This window comes from Tangfeifania diversioriginum (genome assembly GCF_900141875.1).
GTDB lineage: Bacteria > Bacteroidota > Bacteroidia > Bacteroidales > Prolixibacteraceae > Tangfeifania > Tangfeifania diversioriginum.
The window spans coordinates 40353-57167 of the sequence record NZ_FQZE01000012.1; the positions used below are offsets into that span (position 1 = coordinate 40353).

Sequence of the window (16815 nt, forward strand, 5' to 3'; positions counted from 1 at the left end):
TCAACATAAACCGTTTTTATAATTATGAGTTCACAAGATAAAGTTAAAAAGCTGATTGACCTTCGTACGGAGGCCAAACTGGGAGGAGGCGTTAAACGCATTGAAGCCCAGCACCGTAAAGGAAAATTCACTGCCCGCGAACGCATTGAATTATTGCTAGACGAAGGAAGTTTCGAAGAGTTTGATATGTTTGTAACCCACCGCTGCACCAACTTCGGCATGGAGAAAAAGAAATTTCTGGGCGATGGCGTGGTTACCGGTCACGGTACCATCGACGGGCGCGTGGTGTATGTTTTTTCGCAGGATTTTACTGTTTTCGGCGGGTCGCTCTCCGAAACATTTGCGCAAAAAATCTGCAAAGTAATGGACATGGCCATGAAAGCCGGAGCGCCCTTAATTGGCATCAACGATTCAGGCGGCGCGCGTATCCAGGAAGGGGTAACTTCACTGGCAGGTTATGCTGAAATTTTTGAACGCAATATTCTCGCATCGGGTGTCATCCCGCAAATTTCGGCCATTTTTGGCCCGTGTGCCGGCGGCGCTGTTTATTCTCCGGCGCTCACCGATTTTATCATGATGACCGAGCAAAACTCCTACATGTTTGTTACCGGCCCCAAAGTGGTAAAAACGGTTACCGGCGAAAACATTTCGGTAGAAGACCTTGGAGGCGGAAAAATTCACGCATCGAAATCGGGTGTGGCCCATTTCCTTGTTGATGAAGAAAAAGAAGGATTGATGCTCCTCCGTAAACTCATCAGCTTCCTTCCGCAGAACAACCTGGAAGACCCGATTGTTACCGAAAGCTCAGACCCCATCGACCGGCTGGATGATTACCTCAACGAAATCATTCCCGAAAACCCAAACCAGCCTTACGATATTACCGATATTATTACAACCATAGTCGATTATTCTGAGTTCCTGGAAATTCACCGTAACTACGCCAAAAACATTGTGGTAGGATTTGCCAAATTCGACGGACAACCCGTTGGAATTGTAGCCAACCAGCCTAATTACCTGGCCGGGGTACTCGACATTGAAGCCTCGCGGAAAGCCGCACGCTTTGTTCGCTTCTGCGACAGTTTCAACATTCCAATCATCACACTGGTCGATGTTCCGGGATTCCTTCCGGGCAGCAAGCAGGAATATGGCGGAATTATTACCCACGGTGCCAAGCTGATGTTTGCATACGGCGAGGCAACGGTTCCAAAAATTACGGTAACGCTTCGTAAATCGTATGGCGGTGCACATGATGTGATGTCGTGTAAACAGCTGCGCGGCGACCTGAACTACGCCTGGCCAACTGCCGAAATTGCAGTAATGGGAGCTTCGGGTGCGGTTGAAGTACTCCACGGGCGCAAACTGGCCGAAATTGAAGATCCGGAGGAAAAAGCCAAATTTATTGCCAACCACGAAGAGGAGTACAAAGAAAAATTTGCCAATCCTTTTGAGGCAGCGGCTTACGGTTACATCGACGATATTATTGAGCCACGTAACACCCGGTTCAGAATTATCCGCGGATTGCAGAGCCTGGCAACGAAAAAACTGGTGAATCCGCCTAAAAAACATTCAAATATTCCACTTTAAAAAACCGGATACACTATGGATCTTTTATTTTTATTACTGGCCAATTCTGTCGATTTTGGGTTTACTGTAGCCATCGTTGGTTTTGGAATTGTAGTATTTTCACTCACCGTGCTGTTTCTTGTTTTTTCGCGTTTGCCCAAGCTGGTAAATTTAAGATTCAGGAAAAAAAGCAGTAACAAAAAACCCAAAAATACAGATGAAAAAGAGGACGACTTTTCCGTTGAAGGAAACGTAACAGCCGCCATCAGCCTTGGACTGCATCTTTATTTCTCGGAACTGCACGATGAGGAAAGTAACATTGTAACCATAAAGCAGGTGCGAAAGAGATATTCGCCCTGGAGTTCAAAAATTTACAGTGTAACTCAAAACTGGCCAAAGAATTGAAATATCAAATAGCATATAAAATTTCACCCCCTATATTCTCAGCATAGCTGAGATTTGTCTCCCTCATTAAGGGGGGGGACAGGAGCTCCAACGAGCGACAAGGGGTAAAAAAAATGACTCAAAAAAATTACAAATGAAGAAATACAAATTCACCATCAGCGGAAACGACTACGATGTGCACATTAAGGACATTGAAGACAACACTGCAGAAGTTGATGTAAACGGAACCCTTTACGAAGTGGTTATCCACAACGAAATTAAAGCCTCGAAAACACCACGCCTGGTTCGCAAACCTCTCGAGAAAAGGCCGGGAGAAGGCGAAATCAAAAAGAAAGAAACGACAGGGAAACATGATGTTACAGCACCACTGCCGGGAACCATATTAAAGCTGAACGTATCGGTTGGCGATGTGGTAACCGAAGGACAAAATGTACTGGTTATGGAAGCCATGAAAATGGAAAACCAGGTGCAAACCAGTAAAGGTGGCGAAGTAATTTCAATTAAAGTAAATGTGGGCGATGCCGTTCAGCAGGATGACGTGCTCATCGAAATTGGTTAACCGTTCAGAACTCATTTAAAATGAAAAATACATTTCAACTGCTATTTGCTTTTCTACTTCTCGTTTCGGGCTTTGCTGCAAACGCGCAAAAAAATGACCTGAAGGAAACTATCTCCAGCGGAAAGTGGGTAACACGCACACCGGGTTATCACATTGACGCTACCTACAATGCAGAGGAAGCCGACCCGGAGGATGAACCGGACACCCAGAAAAGGTACAAAACGTTTAGTTTCGGCAGCAACAATACATTCACGCTCGACTCGGCCAAACAGCGCTATTCCGGGCGATATCGCATTTCCGGTGATGAAATCATCCTCGATTTTAATCCTGTTTCGGTAACCCATCTCCGAAAAAACATGGATCCCAACAATTCATCAACCGATTACATTACCGAACATGAAACCGTAAAACTGCCGAAACGGGCACTTCACCTTTCAGACAACGGAAAAATGACAGGTGATGGTTTTACCTATAAAAATTACAGCGGGGCCATTTCGGGGCTTTTTAATTTTTATGAATTTTCGGGATTTGCCAACGTAACCTGGAAACACATGGTTATGCTGATTATCGGGCTGTTTTTCATATTCCTGGCCATACGCTACGAATTTGAACCGCTGCTGCTTATTCCAATTGGTTTTGGAATTCTTATCGGGAATATTCCCATGTTCCAGGTTGTTGATTTTAACCTGAAACTGGGTATTTACGAACCCGGCTCGGTATTGAATATTTTATACCAGGGCGTGGTTCAGGGCTGGTACCCGCCGCTCATCTTTTTGGGTATTGGTGCCATGACTGACTTTTCATCGCTCATCTCGAACCCAAAACTGATGTTGCTGGGTGCTTCTGCACAAATTGGTATTTTCCTTACCTTCCTGGGCGCCATCTGGCTGGGATTTGCACCGCCCGAAGCTGGTGCAATCGGCATCATCGGTGGTGCCGACGGCCCAACGGCAATTTTCATTTCATCGAAACTGGCCAACGGATTGAATGTAATGGCCAACGGCGAAACGGTGAAGAACCTCATCGGCCCCATTGCTATTGCAGCATATTCTTATATGGCGCTGGTTCCGGTGATTCAGCCGCCGGTAATTAAACTGCTCACTTCAAAAAGGGAACGACTCATTAAAATGAAACCTCCGCGTGCGGTTTCAAAACTCGAAAAAATATTATTCCCAATAGTTGGGCTTCTGCTTACGGCATACATTGCTCCATCAGCATTGCCGTTGCTGGGAATGCTTTTTTTCGGCAACCTGCTGAAAGAATCGGGAGTTACCAAACGACTGGCTGCAACCGCAAGCAATGCACTTATCGATACTATTACCATCCTGCTAGGATTAACAGTTGGAGCTTCCACTCAGGCCGATGTTTTCCTTAACCCGTCGTCGGTTAAAATTTTCGGGCTCGGTGCTGCTTCATTCGTAATAGCTACGGCAGGTGGTGTAGCAGCCGCCAAACTGATGAATATGTTCATGAAAAAAGGAAACAAAATCAACCCGATGATTGGCGCCTGTGGAGTGTCGGCTGTTCCCGACAGTGCCCGCGTGGTGCAGCACATGGGATTGAAGGAAGACCCGACCAACCACTTGCTGATGCATGCCATGGCACCAAACGTTTCAGGTGTTATCGGTTCGGCAGTGGCAGCTGGTATCTTGCTCAGCTTTTTGATGTAGGAAAGATTTAGAATCATTCAATTCAAAAAAACCTGTTTCGTTTGAACGAAACAGGTTTTTTGATCTACTGCATTTCCAAAAAGAAAAATTAATAACTTTGGAAATAAAAAATGGAAAGCCGGAATAGCGAAGCTATTAAAATAATTAAAGAAAACACAGATAGCCTGATGCCTGATAGTCGCATTCTTTTATTTGGGTCGGGGGCTAGGAATGAAAACACAGAAGACAGTGATTATGATTTTTTAATAATCACAAAAAATACAATTGAGACACAGGAAAAAAGAAATTACAAATCAATTTTAAGAAAGATATTGGCCAAACATAAAATACCTGCAGATATTTTAATTCAAAGTGAGGACGAAGTCCAAAAAAAGAAAAGAATTACAGGGCACATAATCAGTTCTATTTTAACAGAAGGTATTTATCTATGAACGAAGAGAAAGAAATACATAAGAATTGCACATTCAGTTAAGAAAATGGTGGATAATAAAATAACTTTCTAATTTTTTTAATCATAATCATTGTGAACCATCATTTAAACATAATTCATAAAGCACTTAAAATAAACTGTTTATTTTTTATTTTTTTTATATCCGTATCTTCAGCTTCAAATTTACACCGCAGTTTTGGGCAGAAACAAAGTTTCGAAACAGAACTTAATCATTTCCGAACAGTCCATAATAAAGACTTAACTTTTCACAGCGATTCCATCCACCAGCTCAACTTCAGATACCCCGACAAAAAAAGAGGATTAAAACCCTGGATTGCGCCTACACTGCTCATTTCCAGCGGAACAGCCCTGCATTTTATGAACGGCACAAAAGAATCGGTTCGCGATTTTACGCAGGATAATTTTGCTTACCACGGCACTTTCGACGATTACGCGCAATATGCACCGGTGGCAGCAGTGTATGCCCTCAGCGCTGTTGGAGTAAAAGGCAAAAATAATTTTGGAAACAAAACGGCCATAGCCATTAAAAGTTTTTTGGTGAACGGGCTGATTACTGACCGTTTAAAATACTGGGTGAATGAACCACGTCCCAGTGGCGGAGTGCGTTCATTTCCTTCGGGACACACATCAAAAGCTTTTTCGTTTGCACATTTCATGCACAAAGAATATGGCGAGTTGAGCCCCTGGTTCAGCATTGGAGCCTATTCATGCGCAACCACAGTAGCTGTTATGCGTGTGGCAAAAAATGCCCATTGGGTTTCGGATGTATTAATGGGCGCAGGTATAGGTATTTTCTCCACTGAACTGGTGTACCTCACCCACCAATACAAATGGGACAACGAACACCTGAAACGGTTCGATATTTTTCCCTTCCAACTTGGCAACCAAAAAGGAGTGACACTGGTGTATAATTTTTAGTATTTTGACTCTACCGCTTTTTGCCTATTGTAATTTTGCCTACTGCCTACTGCTTATTGCTTTTTCTTCCTTTAAAAAGTCTTCCCGTATTGGCGTAAAGCTGTCAATCAGGCGCACCTTTTGCGTAAGCAATTTGATGGTATGCTTTTTATTGGATGGCACCGCAAACATATCTCCTGCTTTCAGGTGCTGCTCCGGCTCACCTTCGCAATAAAAAATAATTTCCCCCTCGGCCACGTAAGATGTTTGCTCGTGCGGATGTGAATGAGGCGGTTCTGGCACCTCCCACGGTCCGTTGGAAAAATCAATTAAAACCGACATCAAATTATCGGTATGAATTATCTTTCGCTGAAGGCCTTCTTTTACTTTTTCGTATGCAACATCGTCAAATTTAAGTACTGCCATAATTTTTGTTTCTGAATTTATACGAAAATAGAAGTTTATTTTTTTTGTTAGCACAAACAACCACATTCCAAACCCATTTTTTCTGTTTATTTATCAAATGATTTATTACTTTCGTTTCGGAAAATTATAACAATGAGAAAACTGCTTTTCACATTCCTGTTGATTATGCCATTTTGGGGGCTGGCTCAAAATTTTGAATACCAGGTTTTGTTCGAGGGAATTGGAGACAACCGCGAATTTTTCAACGAAAATGCCATGCCGCAAACCATTTTGGGAAGCCGCGGTGCGTTTGAGATTGGACTTGAAATGGATAATCACCGGATTAGAACCGGGTTGAGCCACTTGCTGGAATTTGGCAGCGACATTGATTACCACAAACCAAAGCTGACACTATATTACCAGTTTCAGGACGAAAAAAAAGAGTTCATTTTTGGTGCATTTCCGCGAAGAGGGAAAATTGATTTTCCGCTGGTGATGCTCACCGACACGCTACTGTATTACCGCCCCAATATTGAAGGACTGTTTGGTGAAGTACACTGGGACTGGGGCCACCAAAACGGTTTTGTGGATTGGGTGAGCCGGCAAACCGATGTCAATCGCGAAAATTTCATGGCCGGATTCTCGGGTGAAATTTTTTACAAAAACCTATTTTTGCAAAATTACATCCTGCTATTCCACGATGCCGGTCCTGCCATCGACTTCCCGGGCGATCACATCAAAGATTATTTTGGCTATGCGCTTCAGGGTGGAATCCGAACAGGTGGTAGCACAGCTATTGCGGGAGAGTTGAAAGCCGGAATACTAAGTTCATCGTTTCGCGAACGCACTGTTACGGATGGATTCATTCATTCTTCCAGTTTTTTTGCTGAAGCAAACGGGCGATACCGGAATATTGGGGTGAAATCAGTTTTGAATACCGGCGGAGGCCACCAGTTTGCTTTCGGCGACCGGTTTTACCGCGTAGAAAATTACTGGCGCACCGATGTCATCTGGCATTTTATTAATCACGAAAAAGTAAAAGGCCATTTTAATTTATCATTCCACCTCATCGACTGGGATGATTTGGACCAGCAGCAACAGCTGTCGATTGTGTATTTGTTTGGCAAATAAAATTTTTGAACACCCTATAACAAAATTCGGTTTTCCCTTGTATTTAACTTTTTAACTCCCTAACTTTAAAAACATTATTTCATTATCTCCACTCGGAAAATTCTGTTTGGCAGGTATAAAAAGCGTCATTATCAAAATTTATAATTAAATATGAACCACAACTAAATCCACACTTATGAAAACTATTTTTACCTTTTTATTATCGATTCTTCTCTTAAATGTATTATCAGCCCAGAGTTTAATCGATCTTCCTTTTTTCGATGATTTTGAAGAAACCATTCAAGAAGATGCAACGTTCCAAAACTGGACAACTGAAAACCTGGAGGGTTGGCATTACTGGCACATAGTACCAGGTCAATATATGCGATTCGAAAACAACGATCTTGCACAAAATGACTGGCTAATTACAAAAAAAATTGTGGGTGAAGATATAGAGAATGTTATCATAAGTTTTAATATCTTACATGTTGGTGATGGAATAAAACCCAAATTATTTTTCACTAATAAATACAATGGAAATGCAAATGAATCAAATTGGACTGAAATAATCTACTCGTTGGGAGATCACGAAAATGAATGGTTTGATACAGGCGAGATTTCCATTGAAAATCCGGGTGATACTTTATATTTTGGATTTCATTACCAGGCAGCAGCCAATGCGGGAATTTATCTTTTACTCGACAACTTTAAAGTAGTTAATTACAAACCCCTTATTTATGAAACCGTTGGAAGTTCCGAACATTTCGAGTTTTGCACCAATATGCCCGATAGCAGTAGTTTTTATCTGGCTATTCAGGATGTACTTGAAAATCAATATGACAATCTAACTTCGCTTTGGGACAGACCTGGCATCGAAAACTTATTTCCTGATACTTCGAAAATTAAAGTAATTTATTCACAAAAAGCCGATTTAAATATCGAGGTTAAAGATTATCCTTGGAAACTCGGATTTCACAACAGAGGAAAAATGGAAATATACCTAAGTCCGATTTCAAATGAAATACAAAAAAAATATTATAAAAATCTTGCAGGACTTGCTGTAAATGAGTTTTCTCAACTTACGGTTTCACGACAATTTATGCGCGAAAATATGCTTTCTTTTCCCGATTATTTTCTGGAAGGATTTGGACTTTATGAATGCGGTGTTCGGCCCCAACAAGATTCTTTACTCAATTTAATGAATGAACTTGGTACTAATGTACCGCCAATGAGCGCATATCAGGATCTTTCAAACATGCCTTCTACCTCATTAAAAGATTTACTTGTTTTTTGTATTGAAGCGAAAGTTCTCGCTGATTGTTATTACTCGATTTCACCTTATGGTTACGAATATGGGTGGGCTGTGTTTTTAAAGCACTTTTATCAAAATGAATCTCCTGAGAGAATTAAATTACAGCATACAACCTCTCAATTTAATATATATTCGTCTGACAACGAAATTCCATTCGTTGAGGCAATCGGAAATGAATTTGAATTAAAATTAGATTCACTGCAGGAACAATACCAACTGGGAATACCTCACAAATGGAATATTTGTATATACACTGAACCGGTTGGTATGGAAATTATGGGGTATAACGATTATTTCAACGGAGGCTCAGCATTCTGGGGCGATAAAATTGCATTAATTACACCTATCGGTGCCGACATGGATGTTTATCTGTATTCGCTTATGCACCATGAATTTATGCATACGTTTTTCAGCCATTTTTATTACAACGCTCCCGGCGGTTTTTTTAACGAAGGAATTGCCGATTTTGCCAATGGGCCACTCCCCGATCCGCAAAACAGAATAGAAGGGAATCGATGGAAATTAGTTGGAATGTTTAACTGGTACCAGGATAATGTTCAACGTGATCCTGCTTTTCAGGAAATAGTTGACAATTTTTCAGCGCAAGGAGAAAATGGATTCGATCCGGACATTTATATGCTGGGCCACCTGTTTTACACCTTCCTTTTTTATAAATATGCCGATTATGTAAAAATAAGGGAGTTCTGGAACCGTGGTAAAGATTATTCTGTTTTTGGCGGTAAAACAGAGGAAGAAATTGGACTGGAGTACGTTCAGTTTTTAAAAGAACTGGCGTATTACGGACCGCCCAGAGAATTAAAACCCATTCCTTTTACAGAAGATTTTGAAACCTACTTTGATGGCTGGTCAATTCTTCGCTACAAAGCACATGATTTTTGGAGTATTTCTGAAAACAGTTATGAAGGAGACCACAGTGCTTATGCGATCAATCCTTATTGGCTCGATGAAAAAGATGCTGATTCATGGATGATTTCACCTACTTTAGATGCAAGTGATGCTGAAAACGTTTTTGTTTCTTTCTATTATAACCATAATGGAACAGGAATAAATCCTGAAATTTATTATGCAGAGAATTTTACAAGTATTTTTGATTCAACTAACTGGACTAAAATTAACGACCTTTCCTGGAATTCACCTGAAGGAGAATGGGCTCAAAAATCATTTACGATTCAGTCCCCTCCTGAGAAATTAAACATTGCGTTTCGTTTTGTGTCAACAGATGGTAATTATGTTAGTCATTTTATTGATAATTTTTATGTTAAAAACAGATTAACAGGTTCAAAACACAAAACAAATCCAACCGTTAATTTAAATATCCACCCCAACCCAGCAACCAGCGAATCAATCATTTCCTTCCAAACCCAAACCGCCGGAAAAGTCAACCTCTCCATCTTCGATATTCAGGGAAGAAAAATCTGCACTTTGCTCAATAAAAAACTTAATGCAGGAATGCACACCATTCCGGTTTCAAATTCGCTGACAACCAACGGAGTTTATTTTTGCGAACTGCAAACTTCCGAAGGGATTTTAACCAAGAAGTTGATTATTAACGCTAAATAAAAACCACGATGAAAATCTTTTTCACATTGTTTTTTACAGTTTCTTTAATTACATTTTTAGCAGCCCAGGAAAATGGTGGTCCTTATTCTGCAGATAAAAACACAGTTCTTTTAATGCACTTTGAAGGAGATATTACCAACAGTGCAAATAATGGCTTTACGCTAATAGAAAGTATGGCTGGAACATACGTTGACAATCCAATTCCCGAACTTGGGAAAGCATACCGTATAGATAACACGCCGGACTCAGAAGATTCGCATTGCCTGTACTCGCCACATAACGACCTTTTGAATTTTGAAGGCAGCTTTTCCATTGAATTTTGGGTTAAAACCGGTGATTTGGGGAATGAAAAAACCGAATACCCTATTTTAATTGATAAATACCAATCATTTGGTCTGGGAGTGGATGCGAATGGAAATGGTTTTAGTGGCTATGTGAAGTTTGAGAATGATACCGAAGTTAACTTCTATCAAAATCATTTGCTGGAAGAAGGTAAGTGGTATCACATTGCAATGGTCTTCGATACCACAGCCCAAACAGTATCTTTTTATGTGCACGACGAACAAAAAAGACCGGTTTTTACAGCTACTCGCAATTTCCCGCAGGGAAGTAACGGGAAAATACAACATAGTGATGCTGAACTTTTTATAGGAGGAGTGGATGGTGGTAGTAACATCCAGTTCGACGGTTGGTTTGATGAGATTCGCATTTCAACACATGCGGCTGATTACTCTGAAATGTACATACCCGATTCTCCTTTTATCAAAGCTGGCGAAACCGAGCATTTTGAGTTTTACACCAACATTCCCGGAGAAGAAGATTTTCACCTCCAGATAAAAAATGAACTGGAAAAAGAATATGCCAAATTAAGTTCACTTTGGAACCGCCCCTGTAAAGATTCTATTTTTCCAACGGACTCAAAAATTGCAATAAAATACAGCCCCAGGGAAGACATATTGCTTATTCAAGAAAATACCCCTTCGTGGAAGTGTGGTTTTCATAGTTTAGAACTTAACGAGATTTATTTATCTCCAATTACTTCCGAACTTCAATCTGATTATTACTATAACCTTTCAGGACTTGCCGTGAATGAATTTGCACAATATGCTGTAAGTAAAAGAAGAATTATTCGGGATAACAATCCGTATTTTCCGGCATACTTTTTAGAAGGTTTTGGTTTGTTTGAAGCAGGATTCAGACCCCGTGTCGATTCAATGAAAGCCTATATGGAAGGGCGGGAAAATCCGGAAATCAGTTTTATTCAGGATACCACGGGGATTGCAACTACATCGAAAAAAGATGTAACCGTTTCGCTAATCGAAGGACAGATTGTTGGTGGATGGTCGTATGACGAAGTAAATCCCGGGGCAGCAAGCTTTATTGCAGCAGACTGGCCAAGGTACATTCGCGGTTATTTTTTAATTGAGGAGGATAAACGATTCCGCTGTGTTGCAGCAACCGAACATTTTTTTGCTTATTCAGCACCTTCCGATTCTGTTTATGCGCATCAATGTATTGATTCTCTTGAGATATTATTGGCTAAATATTCAGAATTATATGAGCTGGAAATTAATCATCCGTGGGCATTTACATTTTTCCACGACCAGGGAAACGCAATGGAAATTGGTGGATATAGCTCAAATTCGAATGGCGCAGGTTACGGTGGCTCAGCACTAAGTGTTTACCTGTTTACCGAAGCAAACAAGAACGTGCTTGACAACTGGTGGAATTACGGTGTTCTCAAACACGAGTTCTTTCATACCGTTTCCAACCATTTCAATATGTTTTCATTTTTTTATGACGAAGGATTGACAACATACATGTCAAACGCTCCAACAAGAAAGGATGAATTAAATTTTTATAACCAACGAATAATCGATGTTTTCGATTATTATGAAAACACTTTTGGCCGGCCTCCTACTATGGACGAATTTGTATGGGATCCGCACCGGGGCGTTGATGGGTTCAGGGGAATTGACCCCTACTTTTTTGGGGCCGCTTTTTTTCACTACATTTTTCAGACATACAATTATATTGATGTGAAAAATTTCATTGTAGGTGAAGGCGATTTTGAAGGTGCACTCCATAAATCAGAGCAAGAAATTGAGTCTGGATATCTCGCCTATCTGGATAGTTTGCTCCATCCTGTTTTCGAACCCGACACCTTAAATATTCCTTTTTTCGACGATTTTAACGATGACCAAAATACATTCCGGAATTGGAATCGGGCAAACGTTTTGGGAGAGGAAGGATGGCACATTTTTGACCAAGGAAGGGATGGTTCATTATGTACCCGTATTTATGTAAACGATTCGCCTTACGAAGAAGACGACTGGCTTTTGTCAGGTCTGTTTAATACAACAGAAGTTGAAAATGTTAAAGTAAGTTTTTCATATTACTATTGGGGGGATAATTTTACTCCGGAATTTTATTATACCACTTCTTTTCAGGGAAAAATTGAAGATACGGAATGGATAAAAATTACCGATTTCCCAACGATAGAGCAATGGACCTGGAACAACTTAGAATTAAATCTACCAAATGATGGAGACGAATTGGTTTTTGCTTTCCGCTACAGAACAGCTATTGGTACTACCAATAAAGTAATGATAGATAATTTTAAAATTGAAGAAATAACTACAGATATAAAAACCTCTCTTTTTCCTAAAAACAACATTCAAATATACCCCAACCCTGCAACCAGCGAATCTATCATTTCCTTCCAAACCAAAACCAGCGGAAATATAAATTTGTCAGTTTTCGATATCCACGGAAGAAAAATCACAACAATCCTCAACAAAAATCTGCCGGCTGGCAGTTACAATTACTCACTCAGTAAAAACATTTTAACAGATGGAATCTATTTTCTCAGGCTAAAAACCCAGAAAGGAATTTCAACACAAAAAATTATTTACAAGAAAGAATAAATCAACGAGTTAATTCAATCACCTCCCCAAACAAGTCATAATCTTCGGCGCCGGTTATTTTTACCTGGCAGAAATCACCTTTTTTTAGTTCGGCAGAAGAAGAAATAAGCACCTCGCCATCCACTTCAGGCGAATCGTATTCCGTACGTCCCACGTAATAATCATCTTCTTTCCTATCGAGAATTACTTTAAAAGTTTGCCCGATTTTCTGCTGATTGAGTTCGGCAGAAACCTGCTGCTGAATTTCCATAATCTCGTCGGCACGGGCCTGTTTTACTTCTTCCGGAACATCGTCCTGAAATTTTTTGGCAGCGTACGTATTTTCTTCGTGCGAATAGGTAAAAACTCCTAACCGTTCGAATTTTGTGTCGATAATAAACTGTTTCAGCTCTTCAAAATCTTCTTCTGTTTCACCAGGAAAACCTACCAGCATAGTTGTGCGCAGAATTACATCGGGCACTTCTTCTTTTATCCGTTTGATGAGTGCCTCGGTTTCTTCGCGGGTCACGTGGCGCAACATATTTTTCAAAACCGGATTGGCAATGTGTTGCAACGGCATGTCTAAGTATTTGCACACTTTTGGATTGTCGCGCATCACCGGCAAAATTTCATACGGAAATTTAGTGGGATACAAATAATGCAACCGAATCCATTCAATGCCATCAATTTCTGAAATCTGGTTAATCAAATCGGGTAACCGGTTTTTGCCATAAATATCAATTCCGTAATACGACAATTCCTGCGCAATCAGCAAAATTTCCTTCACTCCTTTTTTAGCGAGGTAACGCGCTTCCTTCACCAGGCTTTCAATGGTTCGCGATTTATGCCGTCCGGTCATCATCGGAATGGCGCAAAATGCGCACGAACGGTTGCAGCCCTCCGCTATTTTCAGGTACCCATAATGCGAAGGTGTGGTAATTTTCCGCTCATAAATATATTCCGGATAATAGTTCACCTGGAGCTCATCCACCATGGCTTTCAAATCGAACTTGCCAAAATAGCGGTCCACTTCCGGAATTTCTTTTTCCAAATCTTTCTGGTAGCGCTCGGAAAGGCAGCCCATTACATATAATTTTTGAATATCGCCTCGTTTTTTGGCGTCCACATAATCAAGAATCATGTCGATGGATTCCTGCTTGGCATCGTGAATAAACCCGCAGGTATTTACAAAAACCGCATCGAAACCGGTTTCGCTGGAATCGTGCACCACTTCAAACTCTCCCCGTTGCAACTGATTCAGCAAAACCTCCGAATCCACCAGGTTTTTCGAACACCCCATCGTCACCACATTTACTCGCTTCTTTCCCATCATAATCTATTTTTGGCTGTGCAAAGAAAAGATTTTTTTGTCTGAAATAGAAATTGCCGAACTGCGAAACCTTTGACTGAAAAATTTTAGTCTGATAGTAGATGAATAAAACACAAATGATTTTGTGTTAAAATCAGGAAAAAATATTTTTGCACCAGCATCGTTATATTTGCTTTCATCTGTTTCTTTGCTACATTAGGCAGCCAAAATAAAAAATGATGACAAAAAATTTGATACTCGTTTTATTTATTCTTCTTTTCATTTCCGAAAATGTTCAGGCACAACAACCCGCCGCAGTCCGCGAAAAACCAAAAGTTGTTATCGGGTTAATGATTGAAAACATGCGCCCCGACTACATTCAGCGCTACTGGGATAAACTCGGCCCCAACGGTTTCAAAAAGTTATACAACAACGGAGCTGTTTGCACCAACATAAACCTCACGCAGCACATTCAGAGTTATGCAGGAGGAACAGCCACTTTATTTACAGGAGTTCATCCGTCGATGCACGGAATTGTGGATAAAAAATGGTACGACAGGTTAAAGCAAAAAGAAATTGAATGCACCCGGGATGATTACTATTTCACAGTGGGTGCCGACACCGACCAGGGAAACGCTTCGCCCAAAAAACTGCTTTCAAACACCATAACCGACAACCTGAAAATTTTCAGCCGTGGCGAAGCGCTTGTTTTCAGTGCAGCTATGAACCGCGAATCAGCCATTTTTTCTGCCGGCCATGTGGCAGATGGTGCCTATTGGTACGACACTGAATCAGGAAAAATTATTTCAAGCTCATTTTACCTGAGTACTTTCCCTGAGTGGGTGCGTGAGTTCAACACCCAAAATTATGGAGAAATGTACAGCTACCGCAACTGGGTAACTTTTATGCCGCCCAAAGAGTACACCGAGAGCGAAGAAGACAATTACATACTCGAGAAAGGATATTTTGACCGCTGGAACACATTTCCGCATACCGTTGGCAGGTACAGTCGAAAAGCCGAAAATCTCAGCCCTGTAAAAACAACTCCGTATGCCAATCAAATCATAAAAGATTTTGCCATCCGGCTGATGGAAAACGAACCCATCGGACAGGATGAAGTTACCGATTTTTTCACCATCACATTCTCGTCGATGGATTACGAAAACGGCAACTTCGGACCAGCCTCGGTAGAAATGCAGGACACTTATCTCTATATGGACCAGTACATTGGAGAGGTAATTAATCATGCCGAAAATAAATATGGAAAGGATAATGTGTTGTTTTTTCTTACGGCAAATACTTCGGCATCGTACCCGGTTGAGTACCTGCAGGAAGAATTTAACATGCCTGTGGATCATTTTTCGCCGGAAAGCGCTATTGCCCTGCTAACTTCCTACCTGAACATTACATACGGGCAGGAAAACTGGATTGAGTACTACTCTGACCTTCAGGTTTACCTGAACCATGAACTCATCAAAAAAAATAAAATAAATTTGGATGAAATGCGCGACGAAGCATCAAATTTTATCAATCAGTTTGAAGGCGTTCAGGTTTCATTGCCAGCCTACCAGCTGGAGCAGGGAAATTCGCCCAATGGTCTGCTTTCGCTCATTTATAAATCGTATGCCAAAAACCGGTCGGGCGATTTTCTTTTTCTGCTCAAAGAAGGGTGGCAACCCAGTTACAAATTCAAAAAAGTGAATTACACCGACCAGTCGCATATTCCATTGGTTTTTTACGGGGGTGGTATTTCTCCAAAAATAATCAGCAAAAAACAAAATGCAGTTGATTTTGCGCCTACCCTTTGCCATTTAATCGGCATCCCTATGCCCGACAAAACCCAGGGGGAAGTTATTTCAGATATGATAGATTGAAACGTTAACCGGGCGAGCTAAAAGTTTTCTTTCTCCGACTGAATCTTCACGGCTGTTTGTACGTCGGTTAAGTTATCTGAATCGCGGTCGGCTACAGTTTCTCTCTCCCCAAAATTCATGGGAATCAATTGAACTGAAATTATGGTGTCTCCGGTTAACCGGAACTCCTGGGAGTACTTTTCGAAACCGGGCGATGAAATATTCAGTTGCTGATTGCCGGGTTTTAAAAGAAGATGATAATATCCATTACTATTCGAAATGGTACCTATTCCTGAAAAAGCTTCATAAATAGAGGCATTCTCGATGGCTCCGTCTGAAACATAATTTTTCACAACCCCTGATACAGAAATCATCTGCGTATTTCCTGCGTAGGGGAAAAGTACAAAAACACCGAATAGAAGAATATTTATAATCGTTTTCATGGCTGAAAAATGAATTAATTGTTTAAAAAATGGCTTTCATAAAATAAGACGCATAACCCCCAGAAAAGGTTGCCTCAGGTTAGAAAAAAAAACACATTTATTTTTATAACAAAAAACCAGCCATATTCAACGAAATAAAGAAAAAAATCCTTATTTAAATTTAGTCTATTTTACAATCACGAAATCATGTTGAAAAACAGGCATGTTACGCCTAAATATCTTGGTTTTTTATTAATCAAGTGTTTACTTTTATGCAATTAATATTTGAAACACAAAGTATATGTAAAGAAAAACAACCTGGCCTTAGCGGCTGCAAAAAAATAATTACTCAACCTGTTTTACTTATAATTA

13 protein-coding genes are annotated in these 16815 nt (G+C 40.6%); 10 read left to right on the top strand and 3 right to left on the bottom strand.

The features are described from left to right. The first annotated feature begins 24 nt into the window (after positions 1–24). From BUC07_RS09270 to BUC07_RS09295, 6 genes are all read left to right on the top strand, one after another. Entirely contained in the window at positions 25–1584 is a 1560-nt protein-coding gene (locus BUC07_RS09270) for an acyl-CoA carboxylase subunit beta (RefSeq protein WP_073168649.1), read from the top strand. A gap of 15 nt (positions 1585–1599) precedes the next feature. Further along, positions 1600–1968 carry an OadG family protein gene (locus tag BUC07_RS09275; RefSeq protein WP_073168651.1) on the top strand — a complete coding sequence of 123 codons (369 nt, stop codon included), beginning with the start codon at positions 1600–1602 and terminating at the stop codon, positions 1966–1968. A 133-nt stretch (positions 1969–2101) separates the two neighbouring features. After that, positions 2102–2527 carry a biotin/lipoyl-containing protein gene (locus tag BUC07_RS09280; RefSeq protein ID WP_073168653.1) on the top strand — a complete coding sequence of 142 codons (426 nt, stop codon included), beginning with the start codon at positions 2102–2104 and terminating at the stop codon, positions 2525–2527. A gap of 20 nt (positions 2528–2547) precedes the next feature. Then, positions 2548–4197: a sodium ion-translocating decarboxylase subunit beta gene (locus BUC07_RS09285; RefSeq protein ID WP_245792680.1), complete on the top strand. Its 1650-nt coding sequence runs from the start codon at positions 2548–2550 to the stop codon at positions 4195–4197. A 110-nt stretch (positions 4198–4307) separates the two neighbouring features. Next, positions 4308–4628 carry a nucleotidyltransferase domain-containing protein gene (locus tag BUC07_RS09290; protein WP_073168654.1) on the top strand — a complete coding sequence of 107 codons (321 nt, stop codon included), beginning with the start codon at positions 4308–4310 and terminating at the stop codon, positions 4626–4628. A gap of 377 nt (positions 4629–5005) precedes the next feature. Continuing rightward, entirely contained in the window at positions 5006–5566 is a 561-nt protein-coding gene (locus BUC07_RS09295; protein ID WP_139279526.1) for a phosphatase PAP2 family protein, read from the top strand. 39 nt (positions 5567–5605) lie between these two features. Here the strand turns inward: BUC07_RS09295 and BUC07_RS09300 are convergent, their stop codons facing one another. Beyond that, positions 5606–5971 (bottom strand): cupin domain-containing protein, encoded by a 366-nt coding sequence (locus BUC07_RS09300; protein WP_073168835.1) that lies wholly within the window; start codon positions 5969–5971, stop codon positions 5606–5608. Between the two features lie 132 nt (positions 5972–6103). Here BUC07_RS09300 and BUC07_RS09305 point away from each other — a divergent pair, with 132 nt between their 5' ends. From BUC07_RS09305 to BUC07_RS09315, 3 genes are all read left to right on the top strand, one after another. Beyond that, positions 6104–7081 carry a hypothetical protein gene (locus tag BUC07_RS09305; RefSeq protein WP_073168658.1) on the top strand — a complete coding sequence of 326 codons (978 nt, stop codon included), beginning with the start codon at positions 6104–6106 and terminating at the stop codon, positions 7079–7081. Between the two features lie 175 nt (positions 7082–7256). Then, positions 7257–9953 (top strand): T9SS-dependent choice-of-anchor J family protein, encoded by a 2697-nt coding sequence (locus BUC07_RS09310; protein ID WP_073168659.1) that lies wholly within the window; start codon positions 7257–7259, stop codon positions 9951–9953. Positions 9954–9961: 8 nt separating this feature from the next. Next, positions 9962–12880: a LamG-like jellyroll fold domain-containing protein gene (locus tag BUC07_RS09315; protein ID WP_073168661.1), complete on the top strand. Its 2919-nt coding sequence runs from the start codon at positions 9962–9964 to the stop codon at positions 12878–12880. 1 nt (position 12881) lies between these two features. On the opposite strand, the gene rimO is transcribed toward BUC07_RS09315, so the two are convergent. After that, complete coding sequence (gene rimO, locus BUC07_RS09320; protein ID WP_073168663.1) at positions 12882–14189, bottom strand: 30S ribosomal protein S12 methylthiotransferase RimO; 1308 nt, start codon at positions 14187–14189, stop codon at positions 12882–12884. A 215-nt stretch (positions 14190–14404) separates the two neighbouring features. Here rimO and BUC07_RS09325 point away from each other — a divergent pair, with 215 nt between their 5' ends. Further along, positions 14405–16042 (top strand): alkaline phosphatase family protein, encoded by a 1638-nt coding sequence (locus BUC07_RS09325; protein ID WP_083578186.1) that lies wholly within the window; start codon positions 14405–14407, stop codon positions 16040–16042. Positions 16043–16059: 17 nt separating this feature from the next. On the opposite strand, the gene BUC07_RS09330 is transcribed toward BUC07_RS09325, so the two are convergent. Beyond that, a complete protein-coding gene (locus BUC07_RS09330) occupies positions 16060–16464 on the bottom strand; it encodes a carboxypeptidase-like regulatory domain-containing protein (RefSeq protein WP_073168667.1) in 405 nt (134 codons plus the stop codon). Between the last annotated feature and the right edge of the window lie 351 nt (positions 16465–16815).

Bases quoted from the DNA above. Each gene is read 5' to 3' on its own strand.
- rimO (WP_073168663.1), bottom strand. From the start codon at position 14,189: ATGGGAAAGAAGCGAGTAAATGTGGTGACGATGGGGTGTTCGAAAAAC.
- BUC07_RS09295 (WP_139279526.1), top strand. From the start codon at position 5,006: ATGAACGGCACAAAAGAATCGGTTCGCGATTTTACGCAGGATAATTTT.
- BUC07_RS09300 (WP_073168835.1), bottom strand. From the start codon at position 5,971: ATGGCAGTACTTAAATTTGACGATGTTGCATACGAAAAAGTAAAAGAA.
- BUC07_RS09285 (WP_245792680.1), top strand. From the start codon at position 2,548: ATGAAAAATACATTTCAACTGCTATTTGCTTTTCTACTTCTCGTTTCG.
- BUC07_RS09325 (WP_083578186.1), top strand. From the start codon at position 14,405: ATGATGACAAAAAATTTGATACTCGTTTTATTTATTCTTCTTTTCATT.
- BUC07_RS09270 (WP_073168649.1), top strand. From the start codon at position 25: ATGAGTTCACAAGATAAAGTTAAAAAGCTGATTGACCTTCGTACGGAG.
- BUC07_RS09280 (WP_073168653.1), top strand. From the start codon at position 2,102: ATGAAGAAATACAAATTCACCATCAGCGGAAACGACTACGATGTGCAC.
- BUC07_RS09275 (WP_073168651.1), top strand. From the start codon at position 1,600: ATGGATCTTTTATTTTTATTACTGGCCAATTCTGTCGATTTTGGGTTT.
- BUC07_RS09305 (WP_073168658.1), top strand. From the start codon at position 6,104: ATGAGAAAACTGCTTTTCACATTCCTGTTGATTATGCCATTTTGGGGG.
- BUC07_RS09315 (WP_073168661.1), top strand. From the start codon at position 9,962: ATGAAAATCTTTTTCACATTGTTTTTTACAGTTTCTTTAATTACATTT.
- BUC07_RS09290 (WP_073168654.1), top strand. From the start codon at position 4,308: ATGGAAAGCCGGAATAGCGAAGCTATTAAAATAATTAAAGAAAACACA.
- BUC07_RS09310 (WP_073168659.1), top strand. From the start codon at position 7,257: ATGAAAACTATTTTTACCTTTTTATTATCGATTCTTCTCTTAAATGTA.
- BUC07_RS09330 (WP_073168667.1), bottom strand. From the start codon at position 16,464: ATGAAAACGATTATAAATATTCTTCTATTCGGTGTTTTTGTACTTTTC.